The sequence below is a fragment of the Paenibacillus dendritiformis genome (assembly GCF_021654795.1).
Classification (GTDB): domain Bacteria; phylum Bacillota; class Bacilli; order Paenibacillales; family Paenibacillaceae; genus Paenibacillus_B.
In genome coordinates this window covers 5,362,659-5,387,721 of sequence record NZ_AP025344.1, presented here as the reverse complement: position 1 = coordinate 5,387,721, position 25,063 = coordinate 5,362,659, and the positions used below count along the sequence as shown (strand labels likewise).

Sequence of the window (25,063 nt, the reverse complement as noted above, 5' to 3'; positions counted from 1 at the left end):
TGAGGAGGATTGCGAATAAAGTGGTTGAATTTGGTATAATGTCGGTAACAACATCGTAGGCGCATGTTGAGTCTGCCGCGCCGATCGGCGGACTTGCCGCATTTTCAGGAGAGGAGTCGGATATCTATGGATTTGCAACTGCAGGACAAGACGGCCATCGTGCTGGCCTCATCCAAAGGCTTGGGATTGGCTGCGGCCTCCGAGCTCGCGGCGGAAGGCGCGCGCGTGACGCTGGTCGGGCGCCGGGAAGAGACCGTTCGCGCGGCGGCGGGACAGATCGAGGCTCGGACAGGAAGCCGGCCGCTTGCCGTCGTGGCGGATATTACCCGTCCGCAAGATATCGAACGCATCGTCGCCGTCACCGGAGAGCGGCACGGCACGATCGATATTCTCGTCAACAATTGCGGCGGGCCGGCCCCGGGAACCTTCGACGAGATTGATGACGCGGCCTGGCAGCACGGCTTCGAGCTGACGCTCCTCAGCTATATTCGCTCCATACGTGCCGTGCTTCCTTATATGCGCGCGCAGAAGTTCGGGCGCATCGTCAATGTGACCTCCTCCGCGCACAAGGAGCCGATCGAGAATCTCGTCGTCTCCTCCACGCTGCGGGTCGGCGTGCTCGGGCTTGCCAAGACGCTGGCTCCGGATCTGGCGGGGGACAATATTTTGATCAATACGGTCGGCCCGGGCCGCTTCGCGACCGATCGCGTCCTCCAATTGGATGAGTTGGCTGCGGAAGCGCGGCAGGTGGAGGCCGGCCAGATCGCGGAGGAGCAGCGCCGCCGCATCCCGATCGGCCGCTACGGCAGTCCGGAGGAGATGGGAAGGCTGATCGCGTTCCTCGCCTCGCCGGCCAACAGCTATATGACCGGCCAGGCGCTGTTGGCCGACGGAGGAGCCGTCCGATCGCTCTAAGCCGACATGATGCATCGCCATGCGGGCCCCGAGGGGAAGTGTCCCTCGGGGCTGCGTCCGTTGGCGGCGGAGGGAAGAACGCACCGCGGTTGAACGCCATGCTATAATGGGTTCAGAGTATCGATAAGGAAGGAATGGACGCATGAAATCACTCGTTCTGGCAGAAAAGCCTTCGGTCGCGCGGGAGCTCGCCCGCGTGCTCGGATGCCGCAACTCGCATAAAACGTATTTTGAAGGCGCCGATTACGTCGTCACTTGGGCGCTGGGCCATCTCGTCGGGCTGGCGGAGCCGGAAGATTACGATAAGAAATACCAGACCTGGCGTCTGGAAGATCTGCCGATCATTCCCGATCGGATGAAATTGAAGGTGCTGCGGGAATCATCCCACCAATTCAAGGCGGTCCAGCAGCTCTGCAAGCGTCAGGATCTGAAGGATCTCATCATCGCGACCGACGCGGCGCGCGAAGGGGAACTGCTGGCCCGCTGGATTATGCAGATGGTGAAGTGGAACAAGCCGTTCCACCGTCTCTGGATCTCTTCCCAGACGGACAAAGCGATTCGGGAGGGCTTCCGCCAATTGAAGCCCGGCCAGGCGTTCGATCGGCTGTATGAATCGGCCCGCTGCCGCGCCGAGGCCGATTGGCTTATCGGCTTGAACGTGACGCGGGCGCTGACGACCAAGTTCGAGACCCCGCTGTCCGCCGGCCGGGTGCAGACGCCGACGCTGGCGATGCTGATGAAGCGCGAGCAGGAGATTCGGGAATTCCAATCGCAGGACTATGAGACGGTTCACGCCGACTTCGGCGGCTTCGAGGCCGCATGGCGCGCTTCCGGCGGGGATGCGCGACTGTTCCGGCTGGAAGAGGCCGCGGCGCTGGCCGAGAAGCTGAGAGGGCGCGAGGCGGTCATCTCCGGCTTGAAGAAGACCGAGAAGAGCGAGCCGCATCCGCTCGCTTACGACTTGACCGAGCTGCAGCGGGACGCGAACCGGCGCTACGGCTTCTCCGCGAAGCAGACGTCGAATGTTCTGCAGCGATTGTATGAGCAGCACAAGCTGGTGACGTATCCGCGCACGGACAGCCGCTACCTGTCTTCCGATATGACGGGAACGCTGCCCGAGCGGCTGGACGCGATGGCCGTCGGCCCGTACGCCGCGATCGCGAAGCCGCTCCTGCGCGGGAAGCTGCATGTGACGAAGCGCATCGTCGATGACGCGAAGGTGACGGACCACCACGCGATCATTCCGACGGATGAGCCGCTGCGGCTGGCCAATCTGTCTCCGGAGGAGCGCAAGCTCTATGATCTGATCGCCCGCCGTTTCCTCGCCTTGTTCCTGCCTCCGGTCCGTTACGAGCAGGTCGCGGTCACGATCGATATGGGCGGGGAACTGCTCCATGCGAAAGGCAAGACGGTCATCGACAACGGCTGGAAAAAGGCATATGAAAACGATTGGGATCTGGCGGATGACGAGGATGATGCCGATGAAGGGGACCGGGCCGAGCAGCGCCTGCCGAGCCTGGCCCAAGGCCAGCGGCTGCAGGCGAAGCGCGTCTTCACCCGGCGCGGACGGACGAAGCCGCCCGCCAGGTATACCGAAGCCACGCTGCTGACCCAGATGGAGAAATACGGGCTCGGCACGCCGGCGACCCGGGCGGATATAATTGAGAAGCTCGTCTCCTCCGACACGATCGAACGCCAGGGATCTTCGCTCCAGCCGACCGGCAAGGGGAGCCAGCTCATCAAGCTCGTATCCGAGCAGCTTCGCTCGCCGGAGCTGACGGCGCAATGGGAGCGCGAGCTGGAGCAGATTGCCCGCGGATCGGCCCATACGTCGGCCTTCATGGCGGACATTCGCCAGATGACGGAGCAGCTGGTGAGCGAAGTGAAGCGGAGCCAGGCGGAGTATAAGCCGCATAATCTGACGAACAGCCATTGCCCGGACTGCGGATCGCGGCTGATGGAGCGCAAGGGGAAGCGCGGGAAGTGGCTTGTCTGCTCCAGCAAGGAATGCGAATACCGGCGCTCGGCGGAGAAAAATCTGTCGAACCGTCGCTGTCCGCAATGCCATAAAAAAATGGAGTTCAAGATCGGCAAGGCCGGCAAATTCGTGCAGTGTCTTCCTTGCAACATTACGGAGAAGCTGGAGGATGGCGGCGGCCGAATCAAGAAGCATGAAGAGCGGAAGCTGGTGAAGCAATTCGAGAAGCAGGAGCCGCTCGGCAACAATCTGGGCGAGCTGCTCAAGGCGGCGCTGGCGAAGCAGGACGGCGAATAACGAAGCGGAAGCGAGGAAAACAAGGGGGCAATAAGCGATGCGGATCGTCATCTTGGACGGCCACGCGCTCAATCCCGGCGATCTGAGCTGGGACGTGCTGCGCACGGCAGTCGCGGAAGGGTTGGGCCTTTCTGCGGCCGAGGTGCATGTGGAGGCGCATGCGCGCACGGATAGGGAGGAGATCGAAGCCCGGGCGCAAGGGGCGGAGATCGTGCTGACGAACAAGACGCCGCTGTCTGCGGAGACGCTGCGGAAGCTGCCGTCGCTCCGCTATATCGGCGTGTTGGCGACCGGCTATGACATCGTCGATGCCGAGGCGGCGCGGTCGCAGGGCATCACCGTGACGAACGTGCCGGGATACGGGGCGGACAATGTTGCCCAGTTCGTCTTCGCCCTGCTGCTGGCCTGGTGCCACCGCGTAGAAGCGCATGACCGCTCGGTGAAGCGGGGCGGCTGGTCCCGCCAGCCGGATTTCAGCTACTGGCTGTCGCCGCAGACGGAATTGGCCGGCAGGACGTTCGGCATCATCGGCTACGGAGAGATCGGACGCAAGGTGGCCGTGCTGGCCCGGGCCTTCGGGATGAAGGTCATCGCGGCCACCCGCACCGTGCCGGAGAGCGAGACCGGCATTCGGTTCGTGAGCCGGGATGAACTGCTGGCCGAGGCCGATATCGTCTCGCTGCATTGTCCGCTGACCGAAGAGACGCGGGGCATGGTCAACCGGGCCTTCATCGGGAAGATGAAGCGGACGGCGGTGCTTATCAATACATCCCGCGGCGGGCTGCTGCATGAGCAGGACGTAGCCGACGCGCTGCGGGCAGGCCGGCTCTGCGGCGTGCTGCTGGACGTGCTCGCGGAGGAGCCGCCGCCGGCATCGCATCCGCTGCTCATGCCTCATCAGCGGCTTATCGTCACGCCCCATATGGCCTGGGCCTCGCAAGCGGCCCGGCAGCGTCTGCTCGCGATTGCCGCTGATAATATTCGCGCTTATCTGTCAGGAGCTCCGCAGCATGTCGTCCATCGCTAGCGGATGGCGGACAGATAACGGCGCTTACCAAGATTGACCCGGGATTCGTTCCCGGGTGCAGACTATCGACCAAGTCCTGTCGATAGTCTTTTTCTTATGATACCCGGGGCTGGGAAAGGAGGTCCGGTTCGGTTAGGTTGGGGAGCAAGCTGTTCCCTGAGTGAAGCAACCTGGCCCGCGGAAGAAGCAAGCTGGTATGCCCATGGAGCAAGCTGGCCCGAAGATGAAGCAAGCTGGCATGCCAATGAAAAATGCTGCACAGGCGCAGCATTTTTAGCCTCCAGAGGCTAAATTCCGAGAAAATCCTGCAAAACGGCATCATTTCGCCGTTTTGAACGCTATCTGCGCCTTACCGTAGGGGAATTGTTGTAATTTTGCAGTAATCCTATTTTCACCACCTCGTCTTCAATGAAATTGCTGCATTTTTGCAGCATCGGTGGAGAAAGATGACCGTAGGTGCGAGAGTTGTTGCAGCTTTGGTGGAGTAGATGAATACAGGAGCGAGAGTTGTTGCAGCTTTGATGGAGTAGATGAATACAGGAGCGGGGGATACTGCAGCTTTGGCAGAGCAAATAACTAGAGTGGAGGGGGATACTGCAGCTTTGGCAGGGCAAATAACTAGAGTGGAGGGAGATACTGCAGCTTTGGCGGACCAAACGACTAGAGTGGAGGGTGGTACCGCAGCTTCAATGGAGCAAATGAAAAAGCCATCGGCCGACGAGTTGTCGTTCCATCCATCCAGCGCGCTGAGGATGATCAATCCGTATTTGCAGAGCAGCCACCGTGACGGTTATTAAAATGTATCGCTCGAACCCGGCAGCCTGTAAAGCTTGTCTGTTCCGGGGCCAAAGTAAAGAGAGTATAGATGCAGGAAAGCGCATTAGTCGCTAGGTGTGGGCTGAATAGGTTGAAGAGGCGGATCACCTTCGCCATATCGAAAAAACAAACGGAATTATGCGCAGAAGAAAGAAACAATAGGGCGAGAGAGCGAGGTTTTGCTGAAATAAAAGAGAAGCATGGTATGGGATGGGAGAACTTACGAGGGTCAATGTACAAATAAAATAAAGTTGCAGACGGGAACTGTTGATGTAGCGCGATTTTCTAACATGATAAATCGTCAGTCTTTGAGAAATAAGTTTTAGACTAAGCCACCGCTAGAGTCCATAAATAGATTTGAACCAGAAAATATAGTATTAGACTGACACAAGAGTCCGTTGACAAACGAATAGCTCGGGAAGTGCGACCCCCGAGCCATTTGGGCAAAAATTATAATTTGTACATGCATTTGAGCCTGTATTTTTAGACCGAGAACATTGGCGCACCAATCATTCTGAGCCATCTGATATAATATACACTGCGTTCTTATCAGCATCCAATGCTGCTCTCACTATCGTTTCTTTGCCTGTAACGAAACGGTAATCTTTCGTTGCGTTGTCCCATTTCACTTCATATCCCGCAATATCGATATTGTATAATTCCTTGGCAAGCGGAGCGACCACTTCCTTTGCATCTTTTGCCGTAATCTTTTGGTCTGTCGTTACTTTTTTTCTTGTATTATGAAATACGTTCACAATCTTTGCCTTTTTTGCATCCATCATAAGTGATACAGCGTTATCCTCAAGCGACAACATATAATAATGGTCCCCGCTAGCAACAAGAAACGCCTCTCTTACATTCAAATCATGATCGAAAGCCGTTTTTATCGCTTTTGCTGCCGTTTCCAGCCATTTCGAATCAAGATCCTCCTTGGCAAGCTTTATGGTAACCTCACTCACAAAACCTGCTCCACTCCTCCATACTGCCTCAAAGTCTTTCCCTGTCAGCTTATATGAAATAAAATCTTTTAGTTTCTCTTTTTTTCCATCATAAGTTTGCATCAGAACCGCTTCTTTATCAAGGACGTATGTTTTCTTTGCGTATGCCTTTTTCAGCGCTTTCAGAACCTTGTCCTGAGTCTCTTTGCTGATTTTATCGAGTGGAAGCGGTCCGTCTATCGACTCTACTCCTTCTTTATCATTAAAGTAGACAATGTACTTACCATCTACCGATGTAACCTTCGCATCTGAACCGCTTAATAACTCGGCAGCATCCTGCAGCTTGATCTCTTTCCCCGCAAACTGCTTTATCGCTTTTTGCAGCTTGGCGGCCATCGTTTTGTCGATTTGAACCTTCTTACTATTCGTTTGCTTCTGCTCTTGCGCAGCCTCGACTCCTGCAGGAATTGGGCCTGTCACGGCCACTAACATACTGGATACGATCATAGATGCTAGAATTGCTTTTTTTAAATTCAATTCATTTCCTCCTATGTACGAATTCAAAAGTTCTATTTTTATGATAACATTGAAACAAATAAGATTAACTTAACATAATCTTAAAGTATTTCCTTTTTTGAAAATTATGCAGCTTGCTCTTGGAATTGACGATTTAAACGATCACATGCTAATTTTATACAATTGTAAACCAAAGTAACCAAGTTAAAATGAACCTTAGCTTTTTGACCCGTTCGGTGTCTCACATTGTTCAATTGGAAGAATTCCTTCAAGTAAGCATTCACTCTTTCGACTGCAGAACGTCTCTTAGCGATTTCTTTCCAATGCTTTGAGCCTCTGGCCGGGGCGGTATATTTTCTAAGATCAGTTGTTATCTTCATTTTATAGACTTTCTGGCAAAGTGAATCATGCGCCAATGGACAGCTTTCGCATTCTTTCGGTCGAACATATTTGAGTGTTCCATATTTTGAATCGTAGCTGTCATAACGATAAGAATGCTCCCTTACACAGGTTGGGGCGAAGTGTTCGTCAAATCCGTCGTGTTCTGGTTCTCGGCGACGGTTATACGCAATTACAGCATGTGCCTCTGCTTCTCGAACTTGCTTGTATATAGGTTCATAATCGTATCCAGCATCCATGGTTGCGTACTTGAAACTGAAATTCGGATGCTGTGAAGCAACCCCTTTTAGGAGTGGAATGGCCGCTTTACCGTCATTCAAGCTTCCGGAAGAGAGCAAGGCTCCGAGGATATACTGACTCTGCGTTCCAATGGCAAGATGACCTTTATAGCCATACCAAAAGACATTTTTTCCATCACTATTTTTCTTGACTCCCCACTGCGGATCAAGAGGCATTTGATCTCGCAAAACATGGAATGATTCATTTAATTGAGCGGCAATTTCTTTTTCGAAGATTGGTTTTTGTTCCTCTTCTTCTTGCTTTTGTTTGAGCCAAGCTTCACGTTCGGCTTTTGTTTTTCGCCCACGCTTTTTTGGCTCAGGTTTTTCCTTTTCTTGCTTCGCAGGTGCCTGATCCCGAGCTTCGATATGGGTCGCATCGATTGCAACCGTATCGTCTGTAATGAATCCTTCTGCCATGGCTTGTTCGAGTAACTGCTCTTGCATGTCCTCCAGTGCATGGCTTTGGCTCATCTTGCGCACCAACCGGGAATAGGAAGAGGCCGAAGGAATCGCTTCTGAAAGCATAAAGCCACAATCCATGCGGAATAAGATGTCATGTTGAAGTCTCTTTATTAAATCTTTAATCGTAGGAATACGTTCAACGATTCTAACAATCAAGGAATAGACCATCGCCCTATAATTCACTTCAATGGGGGCACCATAAAAAGATGTTTTCCTGACCAAACGCAAGATCGGAGTGATGTCGATTGTAGAAAAAATCTCACGAAAACGATCTTTTTGTTCCATCTCATAAAGCTCTTGCAGGGTAAATAAGCTCTCATGTCGAATATAGGGCATAGGGAGTTCGCCTCATCTCTTTGGGTATTGTGTGGATACTTTACTTATTCGAGATTTGGGGAGGTACTCCTTTTTCTGTACCTTAAAAACCCAGTCATAGCAAGACTTTCGATTTATGAAATTGATTCATCTGAATAAAATTTAAGAATCAAATCAGAAATGAAATGCGAACAACCAATTCCCTAATGTATGGAGAACATAGAGTATTGGACTGGCAACTTTGATTTGATGGGGAAGAGTCATCAAAGAGACTTATACTAGAAAATAATGTGTTAGAGGCTGAAGGCAAGAGCTGCACCAGAGCATGTTCGGCCATCACCGTCATTGGCGTGCCGCGCCTATCATGCTTTTCTCGTCTGCAACTATGTTTTCCTAGTCTGCGCAGGCGATGCTTTGGCTTTGCTGCCATGTACCGCAAAAAAAATGGCGACCTGGCTCTGGAAGACCGGTCGCACGTCTCCTACGTTCCCTTTCATTTTTGTAAATATGGATAAAAAACGTAAAGAACTCCCGCGGTTGCAGCATTTCGCGGGAGTTTGCCCTCAATTCGTTCCCGGGTCATATTTGGGGCATGACGCCCATATAAATAGTTGGGGCGGCCGTGAATGCGGCCGACGCCGCACTGAGGGAGCGCCCTACTCCTAACGCGCAGGCGTTGCAAGCCCCTGCCCTGGCGCACAGGCGCAGGATAGGCTGCCCGCCAAGCGAATGCAGACATCAGAAACGGGCAGATCTCGTCCCGGAAGCGGATTCCTCAGCGCTATCCTTCCCCGCTCCAGCAGTGTCAGCAGATCTCATCATATTTATTTCCTCGTCTCCTATCCGCTCGAATTCTCGATTCCTACCATATTTTTTCTATGGAATGGTAACAACATTGTTTATATTAATTCTGCTTATTTTCCCTTTTTGTCATGTTTCTGTAATGTCAAAATGCTAGACTTGTATTATAGTAGTGTCGAAAGAAGGAGAAGGAAGTGGAGAAAGAGCATGAATAATCGAAATGTGATGGCGAGAAGCACACGGAAGCGGAAGAGCAAGAAAAGATGGATCGGACGGACCGTATTATTGCTGCTCGTTGTGGGCATTTGCTATGGCGCATACTCGGTCGCTAAGAGTTTGATAGGAACCGGAACGGCATCCGCGACCAGCAGCGAACTGGTTGTCACGGAAGTCGCCGCCTTCGCCTCGGCAGCGGTCGAGAAGGAAGTGCCGAAGGAGTATAATGGCATGACCCGCAAAGTCGCCTATCTTACATTCGATGACGGTCCAAGCAAGTATTCGAACGACATGCTGGATCTGCTGGACCAACACGGTATCAAGGCAACGTTCTTCATGCTTGGCGACAATATGAGAACCTATCCCGACGCGGTGAAGCGGATCGTGGAAGACGGCCATTATCCTGGCCTTCACAGCATGTCGCATGACTACAATAAGCTGTACAAGAGCGGCGGTTCAGACAATTTCATCAAGGAATTCCAGGAAGCGCAGGGCATCGTCAACGATCTGACCGGCGTGACGCCGACGCTTATCCGCGCTCCTTACGGAAGCGCTCCGCAGATTGGGGAAGCATTCCGCGGCGATATCGCGCAGGCCGGATTCAAAATGTGGGACTGGACGCTTGATTCCCTCGACTGGCAATATATCGGCCAGCCGAACCGGATCCTGGAGCAGGTCAAGGCAGGACTGACGGAGGACGTGGAGGTCATCCTGATGCATGATCGCCAGCAGACGCTGGAAGCCTTGCCGTCGATCATCGAGTATATCCAGAGCAAGGGGTACGAGTTCGAGGTCTATGATCCGAACGCTCACTTTGTATGCAATTTTCACCATGACAAGCGTCTGTAGCAGGAACTAGGGAGGTACGAAGAGTGGCAGGATTGAGAATATGGGGCGCAGCGGCGGCGTTATTGTCCATCGCCGTAGCGGTGTCGGGATGCGGCGCATCCCCGACGACGCAAATTTTCGACCGGTTCGAGAAGGCTTCGTCCACGGAAGTGAACGTGCCGGCTGCGATGAGCTCGCTGAAAACCCTTGAAGATAAGGATGAGAAGCAATACATTTCGATTATTAATCAGGGCAAGCAGGACAACCGCAATGTGCAGACGCTGATCGACAATACGAATCAGGCGCTCGCCGAACGCAAGCAGGTGCTGGAGCAGATGAAGGCGCAGCTGGACGAGGCGCGCGAGCAGATTGGCGAGATGGACGGCATCATCGCGAATCTGAAGGAAGAGGAGCTGAAGAAGCCGGCGGAAGACGCCTATCAAGCCTACGTGAAGCGGTACGACACGTTCAAGTCGCTTTTCGAGAGCTATGAGAAGTGGATTCAACATGAGCAGTCGCTGTACGACCAGCTGAAGTCGGAGGATACGAAGCTGAAGTCCATCAATAAGGCGGTCGCGGAACGGAATGAAGCCTACCGCCAGGTCGAAGAATTGAAGAAGCAGTTCAACGATTACACGACGCAGTTCAATACGCTCAAATCGGATTTCTACGAAAAGGCAGGCTTGCAAGTGAAAAAGCCGGCCCCGCCGAAGGAGGATAACGACTCTGTCGATCCTGAGTTGGAAATTCCGCCAATCGAGAACGACGGCAGCGAATGACATCATGCATGGCCCTCATCGCTTTTTCTCCGCCCATCAGGCGGCGGAATTGGCGGCGGGGGCTTTTTTGCCGCCGCGGCAAGCTGCTGCAACATGTCCGGAAGCGGGACGCTTGGATCAAAAAAAGCATCCTTGTCGGCAAGGATGCTTCGAAAAAATAGGGTGGCCGGGTGCGCGTCATCCCCATGTCTTGTTCACGAATTCGGCAGCGATGAGAAAGACGATGTAGGAGACGATAGCGGATGCAATGTATGTGATGCCGATCTTCACGCGCTGCTGGAAGAGACGGACGATTCCCAGACTGACGAGCGGACACACGATAAGCAGAAAAAACAGCACCGTCACGAACATCTGCGGGCTTATGGAACTGATATCGACATATGTCATGAATAATCACCTCTTGGACCGATGGTTGAGCGTTGCTCCTGCGTCTTGTACATCTATCACCAAATGTTCGCCTTCCTTATGTAGTGATATACATCACAGTATCATTATAACGATTTGCCGTTCCCGCGTCTTCCATAATGGTTGCAAGATTAAGGCGATTTTGAGGCGAAATTGCAGAAGTTCGCCGAGGCGGCGCTGTTGAAGACCGCCCCAGATGTTATTTTCGCGTTCGGAGGGCGGCCCGCCGCACAGGTTTTCGTTTTCTTTCGTTTGCGGGAAATTTGTAATCCGGTGATTTTTTCACGCAAAAGATCGGCGCATCTCGTGCTATAATACGAATCAAACATAGCTATCGACTAGAGGGAAGGGCAGGAAACCAGCATGCACTATATGGTAGGGATCGATGTCGGCGGCACGAATATCGTGTGCGGCCTGGTGAATGAGCGGTATGAAATGGTTGGGAAGCTAAAGCAGCCTACGGAAGCGGCGCTTGGCGTCGACCATGTGTTGGACAAGATCGCTCATATGATTGACGAGCTGTTCGTTCAGTTCGAGGCGGATCGGAGCCGGCTTCTGGCTGTCGGCGCCGGAATTCCGGGTTTTATAGATCCGGAGCGCGGCGTAAGTATCTTCGCCTCCAATCTGAAATGGCATAATGTAGACGTCTCCGGGCGCCTCAGCGCCAAGGTGGGCGTGCCGGTCTTCATCGACAACGATGTCCGGATGTATGTCTATGGCGAAGCGATGAGCGGAGCTGGCCGGGGCGCGGGCGTCGTGCATGGCGTCACGATCGGAACCGGACTGGCGGCCGCGACTGTCGTGCAAGGGGAGCTCTATTACGGAAGCGGCTTCATGGCGGGAGAGCTGGGCCATGTCGCGATCCCGGGCGAGACGACCCCGTGCGGCTGCGGGCTGACCGGCTGCCTGGAGACGGTGGTCTCGGCGACAGGCATCGTGCGCCAAGCGAAGCAAGCGCTGGAGGCGGGGCGCGACAGCCTGCTGCGAGGCGCTTACGAGCGGGGAGAGCTGACCGCGGCCCATGTATCGCAAGCCTATGACGAGGGGGATGCGCTGGCCGTCGAGATTATGGAATATACCGGCCAGGTGCTCGGCACCGGCCTGTCGTATTCCATCTCGCTGCTGAGCCCGGATGTCATCGTTATCGGCGGCGGCGGCGCCATGGCCGGCGACCGGCTGCTGAAGCCGGTGCGGGAGACGCTGTCCCGCTCCGTCTATCACGGCTATCTGGAGCGGCTCACGATTCGCCAGGGCGAATTAATCGATGACGGTGGCGTCATCGGCAGCGCGGCCTTCGCCAAGAGCCGGGCCGAGAAGCTGCGGCAGGCAGGCGAATTAAGCAGGTAACCCGGGCGGAGTCTCGTCTTTGCCCGAAGCGGCATACCGAATGGCTTGGGCTGGGCATCACGATAACTAGAACCGGGAAGGGGGCGGGAGGATGGAGTATCCGGACCGCAAGGAAGATCTGACGTCACTCATGCTGCAGGAACGGATTGTCGCCATATTCCGCGGCTATACCGGAGACACGGCCGATCGGGCCGGGGAAGCGCTGGTATCCGGCGGGATACGGTTCATGGAGGTTACGATGAACACCGATGGCGCCCCGGATATCATCCGCCGATGGCGCGATCGGTTCGAGGGCCGGGCCTTTATCGGCGCCGGCACCGTGCTGGATACCGGTATGGCCCGTACGGCCATGGACGCGGGAGCGGAGTTCCTCATCTCGCCGAATCTGGACGAGGCCGTCATCGATTATGCTGCCGGGCGCGGCGTCGATGTCTGGCCGGGCGTGCTGACCCCGACCGAGATCGTGCGGGCGTGGAATGCCGGGGCCAAGGCGGTGAAGCTCTTCCCGCTCGGCACGCTCGGGCCGAATTATATCCGCGAGATTCGCGGCCCGCTGTCCCATATTCCGATCATGGCGACAGGCGGCGTCGATCTGTCGACGATGGAAGCTTATGCCGAGGCCGGCGCCTCCGCGTTCGGGCTCGGTTCGAAGCTCATCCGGAGCGAGGACATCCGTGCCGGCCATTATGCCGCGCTGGCTGAGCATGCAGCCCGCTTCGTTCGGCTGGCCAGAACATTGGGATAGCAAAGCAGACGGGAGAACCGCCATAGAGGGCAGAGGCAAGGGAGAATGCCAGAAGGGGAATCCACCGATCCGCACCATGGCGGTGAGGATGGTCAGAGGAGTGAGCGCTCCTTCCAGGACGCCGCTCCGGCACAAGAGGCGATGAGAACCGTCAACCAAGCGCCGGAGCGGGCGGAAGGAGCAAGCGTGGCCCGGACCGGACAGTCCCGTCCCTCGCTACAGCTTCATATCAATAAAAACAGAGTTGCCTTGCGGCTTCTCGTCGGGTTGAATCAAGTCGCTGATCGAAGGCCCTATATCTCCCGTGTCCGCTTTGGACGGATCTTGTTTGTTCTTCTCCATCTCCATTTTTTTCTTCAATAGCTGCTGAATTTGCATGTCAATGACCTGCATCTCCATCTTGAGCGCCTTTATCTTTTCGTCTTTCACTTTTTGCTCGTCGTCGCCGGTGGCGACGGCCAACATTTTCTCCGCAATGACAGCCTTTCGTTTGTTCAGCCTTTCAATCTGCCGGTCGATGCCGCTGGCCGCACTGCTGCCGTAGCTTACTAGACCGCCTGCAGATACCGCAGATACATTCATATTCAATCCTTCCTTTCTCCTTGCAAGGGACAAATGCGTGACGCGGCCTCTTGGCCGGCAGCACGGGCATCTCGCCGATATACTGAAGTTATCGGTTTTCTTTCGCAATTTTTGAACAGTTACGGCAAAATTTAGGATGCTGGGACTGGTGAAAACGAGCCCCAGAGCATGGATGTTTCCCGGAAGGCGGCGATTGTTCGCGTGGAATGCTTGCCATCATCGTATTTTGAGCCGTAAATCTAGGAAAATTTGGACATATGGTATACAATAAAAGTAAATTGGTTTCGGAAAGGATAGCCTATATGGAGGCTGACGATACTAGAAGTTAGTCCACAAGCGATCCTGAGCATCGCCGCTCTCCAAGGCATGCCGGTCATGCAGCGACGGCTTGCGGCATCGATGGGATGGATGAACCGGAAAGTGAGGCGGGAGGAAGATGACAGAGCTAACTGATATATGGTCCTACAGCATGGGAGCGATGGCCGCGCTGGGCTGCCTCGCCGGAGGAACCTGGACGCTCGCGGTGAAGAGCCAGTCGCCGCGGCAAGTGCCGGTGCGGAAGGAGCCGGAGCGCCCGTTCGAGCGCATCTCCTTCGACGGATGCGCCACGCTGCGGGGCTGGTTCGTATGGGGCAAGGGGAACACTCCGGCAAAGCGCGCTCCGGTCATTATCATTTGCCACGGATGGGGATCCAACCGCGAGCGCGTGCTTCGCTATGCGTACCCGCTGGCGGATGCCGGCTTCAATCTGCTGCTGTATGATGTGAGCAGCCATGGCGACAGCGGGGCGGTCAAGGCCCCTTCGCCGCTTCTGTTCCGCGATGACCTGCTCGCTGCGGTTCGTTATGTGCGTACCCGTCCCGACATCGAGCCGGATCGAATCGGGGTGCTCGGCCATTCGTTGGGCGGCTTCGGCGCCGTTATGGCGCTGGATTGCGGTCTCGATGTGCAGGCGCTGGTGACGGATTCCATGCCTGCGCGCCCGCTGACTCTGGTCGCTGCGGAGCTGCGCCGGCGGCGGCTGCCGTCTTTTCCGCTCGCCACGGTCATTCCGCGCATCTGGCTGTACCGCTCCCAGATTCCCGTCTCGGTGTATGAAGAGCTCGATCTGGCCCGCTCGCTGTCCGACAACGAGGCCCGTACGGAAGGCCGGGTGCCTGTGTTGATGGTGCACTCCCTGGGGGACGGCTTCATCCCGGCCGGAGAGCTGGAGGGAATTCTGTCCCGGCTGGGGTATCCGCAGCAGCACGTGTTCGTAGACAGTCCGGGGCATAGCTGCTCGGAGCAGGATCCCCGCTTCTGGCAGGAGGTGCTCCCGTTCTTCCGCTGGCGCCTCGGGCTGTCGGCCGAGATGCCTTGTTGTTATCCGGAGCGGGCATCTGCGGCGCAGCGGACATTATTGACTTGATTTAAGCGACGCGCAACCGGCTTTTTCGGCCGGCTGCGTATTTTTTTATAGGCAAATGCCGCATCGATTCGCTACGGCTCGTCTTTTTCCAAAAAGGGGGAAAGGGGTTATTCGGGTGGAACAAGCCTGAACCCGCACTGTTGCTGGTGGACACTGTCGAGCGGAATAGAATCGTCAGAGGCCGGGAACGGGGAAGCTCATCCTATAACTAGACAGCATCTGCAAAATCCGTATGTTACGATACGTACCACCAAAGGCGGACAACACCGCCGGATGGAAAGGTGGGTTGCGGATTGTATGATGCAGACGTGCGAGAGGGCGGGGGATACGATGAGGGAATGGCCTTCCGGAAGCGGCCAAGACGTCGCTCCCCGTTCTCCGTTATGCGTATGCTGCTTCTGGGCTGCTTCATCGTCAGCGTCGTGGCTGGACTGGCCTTGTGGCCGACGGTGGAAGCCCGCCCCTTCGAGGTCGTGCTGAATGACGCAGAGGCGATGACGAATTGGTTCGAGGAACGGTTTACGCAGCGGGAGGGCATTTCCTCTTTCCGTTATGAAGGCAGCACCGACGCGCTGACCGCGCAGGTGACGGAAGCTCTGTCCGCCGCGCTTCATTCCGATCCATTTATCAGGTACAATGTAAGCAAGTATTCGTTCCAATGGAAAGGGAGCGCCGATCATGCGCTCGTCACCGTATATGTGGAATACAGAGAAACGCGGGAACAAACACAGTTCGTCTTGAACCGGGCCCGCGAGATCGTGCAGGAGATTACGGCTCCGGATGATTCGCCGCATCAGAAGGTAAGAGCGATACACGACTATGTCGTAAGTCATCTCACCTATGACGAGGGAATGACCAAGTTCACGGCGTACGAAGCGCTGACCGAGGGCAAGACCGTGTGCCAGGGCTATGCGCTGCTGGTACATGCCATGCTGCGAGAGGCTGGCATTCCGGGCCAAATTATCGAAGGCGAGGCGGGCGGAACCCTGCATGCCTGGAATCTCGTGCAGCTCGACGGTTCCTGGTACCACTTGGACGCAACCTGGGACGACCCGCTGCCGAACCGGGGCAAGCAGATCCGGTACACGTATTATTTGCGCACCGATGAAGAGATGGGGGGCGATCATATCTGGGAGGCGGGGCAGGCCCCGGCTGCCGATCGGGCCTACGCGCTGGCCGTCGATCGGATGAAGGCGGAAGGCGGCGCGCTAAGCGGCTTCGCCCGCGAGCTGGAGAAGGTATGGAGCCCGGACGTGCTCCTGGCCGACCGGGCCGTTCATGACGCCCCCGCCTTGGCCGAACGGTTCCAGACGGCCCGCGATGCCGGCCGCGAACGAATGCAGATTCGCTATGAAGGGGATGAACTGCAGCTTCGATCGGATCTGCATGATATGGTGGCGATGCTCGGACTTGCCGCTCCGCTGGAATACCGCGTCTCGTCGCTGACGAACAGCGAGGACCGGATCGTGGAGATTACGATTCCGGCTTCGCCCTAACTTACGGTAGTCCTCTTCCTCTCTATAAGGCCCCGGCCCGCTCAGGCGGAACCGGGGCCTGCTTATTTTTTTATGTACAAACGAAATCGTATGTCAATCAGCGGCGTACCGTAAAATATGTTGAACACTTCGGTTCAGGGAATGATGAGTTGATGCTTACAGTTATGTTGAAACTATCCAGATCCAATCCCATTCTTGACCTAAGCGCCGCCTGAACGATAAGAAGCTCCTGACGGGCATCTGCCCGGAAGGAGCTTCTCGGAATGGATGCGAAGCGGCAGTCGCTTTTTGGGACACCGCAGCTTACGGTTTCACCGCTTCCTGCTTGGCGCGTTCCATTTCCTTGGCCCCCATATGGGTCAGAATGCAGAAAACAATGCACAATATTACGGCAGTCAGCAATACGTAGAAGCCGCCGTTCCAGCCCACCCGGTCTACCATGAAGCCGAAGAGCGTCGTTCCCAAGGAAGCGCCCAAAATATAGCTCATAAATCCGCGCAAACCAACCGCCGATCCAACGGCGAAGGGCGGCACGACCTCCAATGTCTGCACGGACGCGAGGAACTGCGGAATGTAAATCAGGCATCCGATGATGGCCGCGAATATCGTCGTGACCAGCAGCGAACCGCTCTGCCAGTAGCCGATGATACAGAAGAAAATCATGATCATGGCGATAATGGCCGGCGGCATGCGGTAGCCCTTGAAGAACCGGTCCGATATGTAGCCGACCAGGAGCGTGGAAGGGATGGCCGCCCATTCGAAAAAGAGAAAGGCGACGCTCATTTCCGCCTTAGTGAAATGTTTCACGTTCAAAAGATAGATTGGCAGCCAGCTAATAATGCCGAAGCGCACCATATAGACGAATACGTCTACGAACGAGACGAACCAGGCGTTTTTGTTGAACAGGACATAATTTTTGAAAATTTGCCAGACCGACATATCCTCCGGCGGCTTGGAAGCGGAGGAGGCCGATGCGGCCGGCTCGGATTCATCCGGGACGATCTCGTTCAGCGGCGGCAAGCCTTCGTTGACCGGAGAGCCCTTGGTCAGGGCCAATACGATCAGGGCGAACACGATCGCGACCGCCGCAGGCACTTGATAGCTTGCCGCTTGCCAGTGCTCCTGGCCCAGCATGGCGAAGCCGACCCCGACGACAGGCGCCACGATGCCGCCGCCGACATTATGCGAGATGTTCCAGATCGCGCCGACGACGCCTCGCTGTCTGCGCGGGAACCAGTTCGCGATCGTGATGAAGCTGGGGCCGACGCCCATTCCTTGGAATATGCCGTTCAAAATAACGAGTGCGGCGAACATCCAAAATGCCGTTGAGAAGCCCAACATAATATTGACCAATGCACACATGAGAAGACCGAGGGCCATATACCTTTTCGGATCGGCCTTGTCGGCCAGACTGCTCATCAGGCCTTTGCTGATGCCGTACGCAATGAGCATGCAGCTGCTCAGCAGCCCGACTTCCGTCGCGCTGAGGTGGAGATCGTTCTGGAGATGCGGCGTCGATAACGCAAAATTGTTCCGAACGATGTAATAGGCCATATAGCCGAAGAAAACACCCATCAAGGATTGGATCCGGAAGCGCTTATACGTTTTTTGGACTTGCTCCGGCGGCACCTTGGCAGCGCTTACTCTAGGCTTCAAAAATGAAATCATGCAATCAACCTCGATTCTTAGCTGTAGATAAACAAAATGAAAAAACAAATGATTGCGGGGACGATGCCTTCCAACGGTTAGCGGAACCGGTTTCAGAAAGAGTGATGACTCTTGGCGATGTCTATGGGCTGTCCACGGCGTTATCGTACCTCCCTGTCTTTCATTTGCATTCCTCGCTTTTCATTATCAGGCTTAGGCCAGCCCCGATACTATCAGCAAAGTTCTGATTTTTTGTAGGAGAAAACGCGGCCGCTGTCGGAAAAAATCCTACACCGGGCGGGACGAGTAGGCAAAAACTCCTTAAAACGGGTTGGAAAGGGCATCGTTTATAGAGAGGGCGTGCTTTTCATGCTATACTTGGGGATGCAAAAAACGTCCCCGAGGTGGGCGCTGTCGAGGGAGGGAGCCTATACGCACCATGAAGAATAGAAGGATCAGGCTGCCGAGGGCAAAGGGAATGCTGCTTCTGCTTTTGCTTGCCGCGATGATATCGGGCTGCACGTCGGGGCGCTCCGGTTATCAGATTGTGTTCGCCGAGACGGAAAGTACGCCGCCCGATTCCCGAGACGATTCGCCGCCCCCGCTTCGCGTGGCGATTTCCAGTGTGCTGTCGCCGGCCGATACGATCAATTCCTATCGGGCCATTGCCGATTATGTAGGAGATAAGCTGAACCGGCCCGCGATCCTGATTCAGCGCAAGAGCTATAATGAAATTACGATGTTAATGATGAATGGCGGGGCCGATATTGCTCTGCTGTCGTCAGGGGCCTATCTGACCTACAAGCAAAAGAAGGCCGAGGGGCTGGAAGCGATTGCGATGCAGGAACGAATGGGCGTGCCGTATTATTATGGCTATCTGGTCGTCAATCGCGACAGCGGGATGACGGATCTTAACGATTTGAAGGGGAAAAGCATCGCCATTACCGATCCTGCGAGCTACTCGAGCTACTTTTTTATCAGTGAGCGGCTGGCCGAATTCGAGGAAACGCCGGAGCATTTTTTCGGACGCTACGTCTATACCTACAATCATGACAGCTCGCTTAAGGCCGTCATTGACAGGGTCGTGGATGCCGCGGCGGTGAACAGCCTGGTCTATGAGCAGGCCAAGCGCAAAAATCCGGAGCTGGCCGATTCCCTGCATATTATCGCCAAGTCGAAGCCGGCGGGCACCAGTCCGGTTGTCATCAGCAGCAGCTTGCCGGATGAAGAGAAACAGATGGTAAAAGAACTTTTTCTCTCCATGCATGAGCAGGAAGCGATGAAGCCGGCGCTGGAGGGGCTGTTCATTGATCGGTTCGTGCCCTTCGATCCGCGGCTGTATGAGACCGCTTACAGAGGGAAGCAGATGTCGCGAGGCCGCCTATGAGATGGATGGGGAGGCTTCGCATTAACCAGAAAATATTCGGCACCATCTTTGCCGCTCTCATCTTTCTGGCCTTGGTCCTGGGCTCGATCATTTGGGACTCGCTGACGAGCATGATGGCGGAAGAGCTGAAGAAGCGCGGCGCCAATATTGCGCAAAATATCGCGGCGTTGAGCTCGGATTATATCCTGACGGACGATCAATTTTCGCTTCATCTCCTCATCACCCAGGCCCAGAAGACGAACGAAGATGTTCGCTACATCCTGGTGATCAACAGCAATAACGGCTTGGTCGGCGACACCTTCTCCGGACAGCTGCCGCTAGGCATCCGGACCGCGCACCTGCCCGATGGCTCGAACCGCCAGCAGGCGGCCACGCTGCTAACGGATGAAGGCCGCATTCATGATATCCTGGTTCCCATCGAGGGGGGAGATGTCGGATTCGTTCGGGTTGGCATGGAGGAGACGCAGGCACGGTCCTATATTTTTATGAAAATCGGAGAGCTGATTGTCGCGGCCTTATTGGTATGCGCGGCCACGGCCGGCATTACGTATTACGTGACCCGCTTCATCACGAAGCCGATCAACAATCTTGTTGCCGTGGCGACCGGAATATCGGCCGGGAAGCTGTCTCTGCGGGCGCAGGTGACGACCGGCGACGAGGTAGGGAAGCTGGCGCGGGCGTTCAATGAAATGGCGGATAGTCTGATTGACTCCAACATTGAAGTCGAGAAGCTGCTGACCGAGCTGCAGCATAAGGACCGGCTGCGGGATACGCTGATTTTGAAGCTGCTGTCCGCGCAGGAGGATGAGAGAAAGAGAATCTCGCGCGAGCTGCACGATGAGACGAGCCAGGCGCTCACGTCGCTGATGGTGACGATGCGCGTGCTGGCGGATGAAGCGAAGGATGCCGAGCAGCGGGAGCTGCTGTATGCCAGCCGGGATATGGCGGCCGGAATTTTGCGGGAGATCCGGGATTTGGCGGTGGAGTTAAGACCGCCGATTCTGGACGATATGGGATTGATCTCCGCAATCAAGAAATATGCGCAAAAATTCGAACAGAAGCACAACATTGCGGTGCTGCTGTCCGTTCCCGAAGCGGATATCGCCATCGGCAGCCATATCGCGGTCGCCTTGTACCGGATTTTGCAGGAAAGCTTGACCAATGTCGTGAAGCATGCGGCGGCGACCCGGATCGAGATCAGGATGGACGTCTCCGATTCCCGGGTGCAATTGACGATTCGGGACAATGGCCATGGCATCGAGCCGGAAGATTTCGCCAGGGCGCGCGAGCAGCAGCGGATCGGATTATACGGCATGAAGGAAAGAGCCGAGCTGCTGGGCGGTTCCTTCCATGTGACAACGACGAGTGCCGGCGGGACCGAGCTGCGGGCAACCATCCCGTTAGTACTGGAACAGGGGGACAGTGATGGAACAGACCATACAGACCGTCAAGATCATGATCGTGGATGACCACGCGCTGCTCCGCGCGGGCTTGAAGCTGCTCTTGCACAAAAAGCCGTCCTTCCGGGTGGTGGGGGAAGCCGCCGATGGCGTCGAGGCCCTGCGGCTGTATGAGGAAGTCCAGCCGCATCTCTTGCTGCTCGACATCAGCATGCCGCGCCTGGACGGCATTCAGGTGCTGGCCGAGATCAAGCAGCGGCATGAGCAGGCCAAAGTCATCGTCCTCACCATGCATGAAGACGAGGATTATATTACGTCGATTATGAGGGCGGGAGCCTCCGGTTATATTCCGAAGGCGGCGGTGGATGAAGAATTGTATACGGCCATTGATTCGGTGATGAGCGGCTACGTCTACCTGCGGCCGCAGGAAACGCGGATCCTGGTATCGTCGATGCTCAACCAAACGCCGCCGGAAGCGGAGGCCGGCGATCCTTACCGGCTGCTGAGCCCGCGGGAAATCGAAGTGCTCCGTTTTCTGGCCAGAGGCTATACGCTGGCGGAGACTGCCCGGGAATTGATGGTCAGCATCAAGACGGTCGATACCCATAAGTCAAGAATGATGAATAAGTTGAATGTTACGCGCAGAAGCCAGCTTGTCGACTATGCCATGAAGCACCGTCTTCTGCAGAGCGGACGATAAGGCGCGTTGGGAAAATCACCTTGAAAGCCGAGGCTTTCAGGTGATTTTTTTGTGTCCGGCCATCGGAGAGCGGGTCCCGCAATCCTTCCCTCGCACAATTCCCTGCAAATTTTATCATTTTAATTTTGTCGGATTCGGTAGTTTTCCGTTGTTTTCCTATTAACCTGATTGTTATCACCGATTTCATTCCGGCGCAAAGGGGGGAAAGCAATGATTCAATTCCATCAAATCAACAAACATTACGGCAAGTTCCACGTGTTGAAGGATATTAACTTATCGATTAAGCAGGGGGAAGTGGTCGTCGTCATCGGACCGAGCGGCTCCGGGAAGAGCACGATGGTACGCTGCATCAACCGTTTGGAAACGGTTACGGACGGCGAACTGATCGTGGACGGCGTTCGGGTCAATGACAAATCCACCGACATCAATCAATTGCGGCGGAATATCGGGATGGTATTCCAGCATTTCAACCTGTACCCTCATAAGACTGTGCTGGAAAACATTACGCTCGCTCCGATACAAGTAGCCGGCATGTCGAGACAGGAAGCCGAGCAGGCGGCGATGCTGAACCTCGAGAAGGTGGGCATTGCCGATAAAGCGAAGGCTTACCCGTCGCAGCTCTCGGGAGGGCAGCAGCAGCGCGTCGCGATTGCGCGCGGCTTGGCGATGAAGCCGAAAATCATGCTGTTCGATGAGCCTACCTCGGCGCTCGATCCGGAGACGATCGGGGAAGTGCTCGATGTCATGAGAACGCTGGCCCGGGAAGGGATGACGATGGTGGTCGTCACCCATGAGATGGGCTTCGCAAGAGAAGTGGCGGACCGCATCGTCTTTATGGATCAAGGACGGATTATTGAAGAGGCGGCGCCGGACGACTTTTTTTCCAATCCGCGGGAGGAGCGGGCGCGCGTATTCCTCAGCCGGATATTAAACCACTAAGGCTGCTTTTGATCGCGAAGTTACCCAGGCGGCAACACGGCATCGAATCTTGCATTCACTCTCGAAGTCCGCTGCTCATGTAGCCTTGCCTGCTTGCCTGCTTGCCTGCTTGCCTGCATTGCGCTGCTCCTTCTTCGAGTTCAAGCAACCTTCTTGATGCTCACAACAGCCCGCAGCGCACGTAACGAATAATAAAAGGAGTGTTATTAATGAAACGTTGGTTCAAAATTATCGGCGCCGCCGTAGCCGCCGCCTTGATTGTAAGCGCTTTATCCGCGTGCTCCCGGACGTCTGCCGGAAGCGAAGGAACGATTGAACAGATTAAAAAGAGAGGCAAGATCATTGCCGGGGTGAAGTACGATCTGAATCTGTTCGGGCTGAAGGATCCGGGCACCGGGGAAGTGCAGGGTCTCGATATCGATATCGCGAAGCAAATCGCCAAAAAGGTGCTCGGGGACGAAAACGCCATCGAGCTGATGGAAGTGACGTCCAAGACGCGCATCCCGATGCTGAAGAACGGCGATATCGACTTCATTATCGCGACAATGACGATTACGGAGGAGCGGAAAAAGGAAATCGATTTCTCCGACGTTTATTTTACGGCGGGCCAATCGCTGCTCGTTCCCGTTGACAGCCCGATCAACTCCATCAAGGATCTGACCAAAGATTCGAAAGTGTTGACGGCCAAAGGATCGACATCCGCCAAAAACATTCGCGAATCGGCGCCGGATGCGCAGATCCTCGAATTCGAGAATTATGCGGAGGCATTTACGGCATTGAAAGCGGGCCAAGGCCATGCCTTAACCACCGACAATGCCCTGCTGTACGGAATGGCGCAGCAGGACAACAACTTCCGCGTCCTCGACGAGACCTTCACGGATGAGCCTTATGGCATCGGAATCCGGAAAGGCGATGAAGAATTCGTCAAGCTGGTCAATGACACCTTGAAGGAACTGAAGGACAGCGGCGAATACGAGCGGATTTATGAGAAATGGATCGGCAAAAAACCGAACTAGAGCGAGACCATTGAGGGGGAGCGGGCGCTCGCCCCTTTTTGGAACATAGGGATATGACCCGTTCTACCTGGGAGGAGGAAATTATGTTTATTCAATTCACTGTCCTTACCGAGCATCTCGACCGCTACATCATCGGCTTGGGGGGGACCGTTGCAGCCAGCGTCATTTCATTGATTGCGAGCTTTATCCTCGGCGCCGTCATTGCCGTGTTCCGCATTACCCCGATCAAGCCGCTGCAATGGTTCGGCACCGCGTATGTCGAGTTCATTCGCAATATCCCGCTGATGCTGATCGCGTTTTTTGCTCTTGTCGGACTGCCGCTGTTGACGGGCGCCATTCTGGTGCCGTTTGCGGCCGGAATGGCCGCCTTGACGGTGTATACTTCCGCCTTTATCGCGGAGGTGATCCGCGCGGGCATCCAGGCGGTTCCCGCCGGACAGATGGAAGCGGCCCGCTCCTCGGGGCTGACCTATATTCAAGCGATGCGGCATGTCATCCTGCCGCAGGCGATCAAATTAGTCATTCCGCCGTTGGGCAATCAATTTCTGAACCTGGTGAAAAATTCTTCGATCTTGACCGTGCTGTCGGCCCCGGACTTGATGTACCAAGCCGACCTGATTAATTCCGACACCTTCGACACGTTCAGCACGTATATTTTTGCCGCAGCGTTTTACTTGCTTTTGACGATTCCGCTGAGCTTCGGCATTCGTTTCCTGGAACAGAGGTATCAGAGCGGCAAAGGAGTTGAGGCCTAATGGACTTTATCGGAGCGCTGTCCCCCGTCAATATTCAATTTTTGCTGCGAGGCTTTCTCATTACGATCGAGGTGGCCCTGATCTCGATTGCACTCAGCTTTGTGATCAGCGTCCTGGTCGGCACGGTCCGGTACGCCAAGGTGCCGGTGCTGGGCAAATTATTCGCGTTCCTCGTCGAGACGATTCGCAACCTGCCGCTGCTGCTGATTATCTTTTTTACCTATTTCGCTCTGCCCCAGATCGGCGTCAAGCTTGATAAATTTACGGCCGCAGTCATCGCGCTTGTGATTTTCGAGTCTGCGATGATCTCCGAAATCGTACGGGGCGGACTGAATTCCGTCGAGAAGGGCCTGATTGAAGCCGCCCGTTCTTCCGGCTTATCGCAGGTGCAGACGCTTCGGCATATCGTGCTTCCGATCGCGCTGCGCCGCATGGTGCCGCCCATGGTGAGCCAATTCATCTCCTTGCTGAAAGACACGTCGCTGGCAGTCGTCATTGCGCTGCCGGAGCTGATGAACCATGTCAATATCATTAACGGCCAGAATGTCAACTATGTCATTCCTACGTTCGTGTTCGCGGCGCTGCTGTACTTCGCGGTCAATTACGTGCTGTCGATCGCTTCGCGCAAGCTGGAAAGGAAGCATTCCTGAAAATGGATATTTTACGAG

Annotated in this window: 21 protein-coding genes; 16 read left to right on the top strand and 5 right to left on the bottom strand. The window is 55.3% G+C overall.

The annotated features are described in order from the left end of the window. The first annotated feature begins 126 nt into the window (after positions 1–126). From L6439_RS23900 to L6439_RS23890, 3 genes are all read left to right on the top strand, one after another. Positions 127–915, top strand: coding sequence for an SDR family oxidoreductase (locus tag L6439_RS23900; RefSeq protein ID WP_168182649.1), 789 nt, complete (start codon positions 127–129; stop codon positions 913–915). Between the two features lie 142 nt (positions 916–1,057). Continuing rightward, the gene (locus L6439_RS23895; protein WP_168182650.1) at positions 1,058–3,190 is read left to right on the top strand and encodes a DNA topoisomerase III; all 2,133 of its coding nucleotides are present in this window, start codon (positions 1,058–1,060) and stop codon (positions 3,188–3,190) included. A gap of 37 nt (positions 3,191–3,227) precedes the next feature. Next, positions 3,228–4,217 carry a D-2-hydroxyacid dehydrogenase gene (locus L6439_RS23890; RefSeq protein ID WP_213471177.1) on the top strand — a complete coding sequence of 330 codons (990 nt, stop codon included), beginning with the start codon at positions 3,228–3,230 and terminating at the stop codon, positions 4,215–4,217. A 1,325-nt stretch (positions 4,218–5,542) separates the two neighbouring features. Here L6439_RS23890 and L6439_RS23885 read toward each other — a convergent pair. Beyond that, positions 5,543–6,508, bottom strand: a complete 966-nt coding sequence (locus L6439_RS23885) for a hypothetical protein (RefSeq protein ID WP_168182652.1) — start codon at positions 6,506–6,508, stop codon at positions 5,543–5,545. A 104-nt stretch (positions 6,509–6,612) separates the two neighbouring features. Then, the gene (locus tag L6439_RS23880; RefSeq protein ID WP_213471782.1) at positions 6,613–7,965 is read right to left on the bottom strand and encodes a transposase; all 1,353 of its coding nucleotides are present in this window, start codon (positions 7,963–7,965) and stop codon (positions 6,613–6,615) included. Positions 7,966–8,952: 987 nt separating this feature from the next. On the opposite strand from L6439_RS23880, the gene L6439_RS23875 reads away from it, so the two are divergent. Then, the gene (locus L6439_RS23875) at positions 8,953–9,810 is read left to right on the top strand and encodes a polysaccharide deacetylase family protein (protein ID WP_237096632.1); all 858 of its coding nucleotides are present in this window, start codon (positions 8,953–8,955) and stop codon (positions 9,808–9,810) included. Between the two features lie 23 nt (positions 9,811–9,833). After that, a complete protein-coding gene (locus L6439_RS23870; RefSeq protein WP_213470549.1) occupies positions 9,834–10,568 on the top strand; it encodes a YkyA family protein in 735 nt (244 codons plus the stop codon). Between the two features lie 177 nt (positions 10,569–10,745). Here L6439_RS23870 and L6439_RS23865 read toward each other — a convergent pair whose 3' ends face one another. Continuing rightward, entirely contained in the window at positions 10,746–10,955 is a 210-nt protein-coding gene (locus tag L6439_RS23865) for a hypothetical protein (RefSeq protein ID WP_168182654.1), read from the bottom strand. A gap of 381 nt (positions 10,956–11,336) precedes the next feature. On the opposite strand from L6439_RS23865, the gene L6439_RS23860 reads away from it, so the two are divergent. Both L6439_RS23860 and L6439_RS23855 read left to right on the top strand, forming a co-directional pair. Beyond that, positions 11,337–12,320, top strand: a complete 984-nt coding sequence (locus L6439_RS23860; protein ID WP_168182655.1) for an ROK family protein — start codon at positions 11,337–11,339, stop codon at positions 12,318–12,320. 91 nt (positions 12,321–12,411) lie between these two features. Further along, positions 12,412–13,065, top strand: coding sequence for a bifunctional 4-hydroxy-2-oxoglutarate aldolase/2-dehydro-3-deoxy-phosphogluconate aldolase (locus L6439_RS23855; RefSeq protein ID WP_213470550.1), 654 nt, complete (start codon positions 12,412–12,414; stop codon positions 13,063–13,065). 216 nt (positions 13,066–13,281) lie between these two features. Here the strand turns inward: L6439_RS23855 and L6439_RS23850 are convergent, their stop codons facing one another. Continuing rightward, a complete protein-coding gene (locus L6439_RS23850; RefSeq protein WP_213470551.1) occupies positions 13,282–13,647 on the bottom strand; it encodes a FlxA-like family protein in 366 nt (121 codons plus the stop codon). A gap of 436 nt (positions 13,648–14,083) precedes the next feature. Here L6439_RS23850 and L6439_RS23845 point away from each other — a divergent pair, with 436 nt between their 5' ends. Continuing rightward, on the top strand, positions 14,084–15,055 hold the full coding sequence (locus L6439_RS23845) for an alpha/beta hydrolase (RefSeq protein ID WP_213470552.1): 972 nt from the start codon (positions 14,084–14,086) through the stop codon (positions 15,053–15,055). A gap of 293 nt (positions 15,056–15,348) precedes the next feature. Next, positions 15,349–16,551 carry a transglutaminase domain-containing protein gene (locus tag L6439_RS23840; protein ID WP_213470553.1) on the top strand — a complete coding sequence of 401 codons (1,203 nt, stop codon included), beginning with the start codon at positions 15,349–15,351 and terminating at the stop codon, positions 16,549–16,551. A 303-nt stretch (positions 16,552–16,854) separates the two neighbouring features. Here the strand turns inward: L6439_RS23840 and pgtP are convergent, their stop codons facing one another. Further along, complete coding sequence (gene pgtP, locus L6439_RS23835; protein ID WP_168182659.1) at positions 16,855–18,219, bottom strand: phosphoglycerate transporter PgtP; 1,365 nt, start codon at positions 18,217–18,219, stop codon at positions 16,855–16,857. Between the two features lie 418 nt (positions 18,220–18,637). Here pgtP and L6439_RS23830 point away from each other — a divergent pair, with 418 nt between their 5' ends. The 7 genes from L6439_RS23830 (at position 18,638) to L6439_RS23800 (ending at position 25,045) form a co-directional block, all read left to right on the top strand. Further along, on the top strand, positions 18,638–19,585 hold the full coding sequence (locus L6439_RS23830) for a substrate-binding domain-containing protein (RefSeq protein WP_237096631.1): 948 nt from the start codon (positions 18,638–18,640) through the stop codon (positions 19,583–19,585). After that, positions 19,582–21,054 (top strand): sensor histidine kinase, encoded by a 1,473-nt coding sequence (locus L6439_RS23825; protein ID WP_213470556.1) that lies wholly within the window; start codon positions 19,582–19,584, stop codon positions 21,052–21,054. Before L6439_RS23830 ends, L6439_RS23825 begins: the two co-directional genes overlap by 4 nt. After that, positions 21,011–21,685, top strand: coding sequence for a response regulator transcription factor (locus tag L6439_RS23820; RefSeq protein WP_168182660.1), 675 nt, complete (start codon positions 21,011–21,013; stop codon positions 21,683–21,685). Before L6439_RS23825 ends, L6439_RS23820 begins: the two co-directional genes overlap by 44 nt. A 210-nt stretch (positions 21,686–21,895) precedes the next feature. Further along, positions 21,896–22,624 carry an amino acid ABC transporter ATP-binding protein gene (locus tag L6439_RS23815; protein WP_168182661.1) on the top strand — a complete coding sequence of 243 codons (729 nt, stop codon included), beginning with the start codon at positions 21,896–21,898 and terminating at the stop codon, positions 22,622–22,624. 209 nt (positions 22,625–22,833) lie between these two features. Then, the gene (locus L6439_RS23810; RefSeq protein ID WP_168182662.1) at positions 22,834–23,640 is read left to right on the top strand and encodes a transporter substrate-binding domain-containing protein; all 807 of its coding nucleotides are present in this window, start codon (positions 22,834–22,836) and stop codon (positions 23,638–23,640) included. 83 nt (positions 23,641–23,723) lie between these two features. Then, complete coding sequence (locus L6439_RS23805; protein ID WP_168182663.1) at positions 23,724–24,395, top strand: amino acid ABC transporter permease; 672 nt, start codon at positions 23,724–23,726, stop codon at positions 24,393–24,395. After that, positions 24,395–25,045 carry an amino acid ABC transporter permease gene (locus L6439_RS23800; protein WP_168182664.1) on the top strand — a complete coding sequence of 217 codons (651 nt, stop codon included), beginning with the start codon at positions 24,395–24,397 and terminating at the stop codon, positions 25,043–25,045. The genes L6439_RS23805 and L6439_RS23800 overlap by 1 nt, the downstream gene beginning before the upstream one ends. The last annotated feature ends 18 nt before the right edge of the window (positions 25,046–25,063 follow it).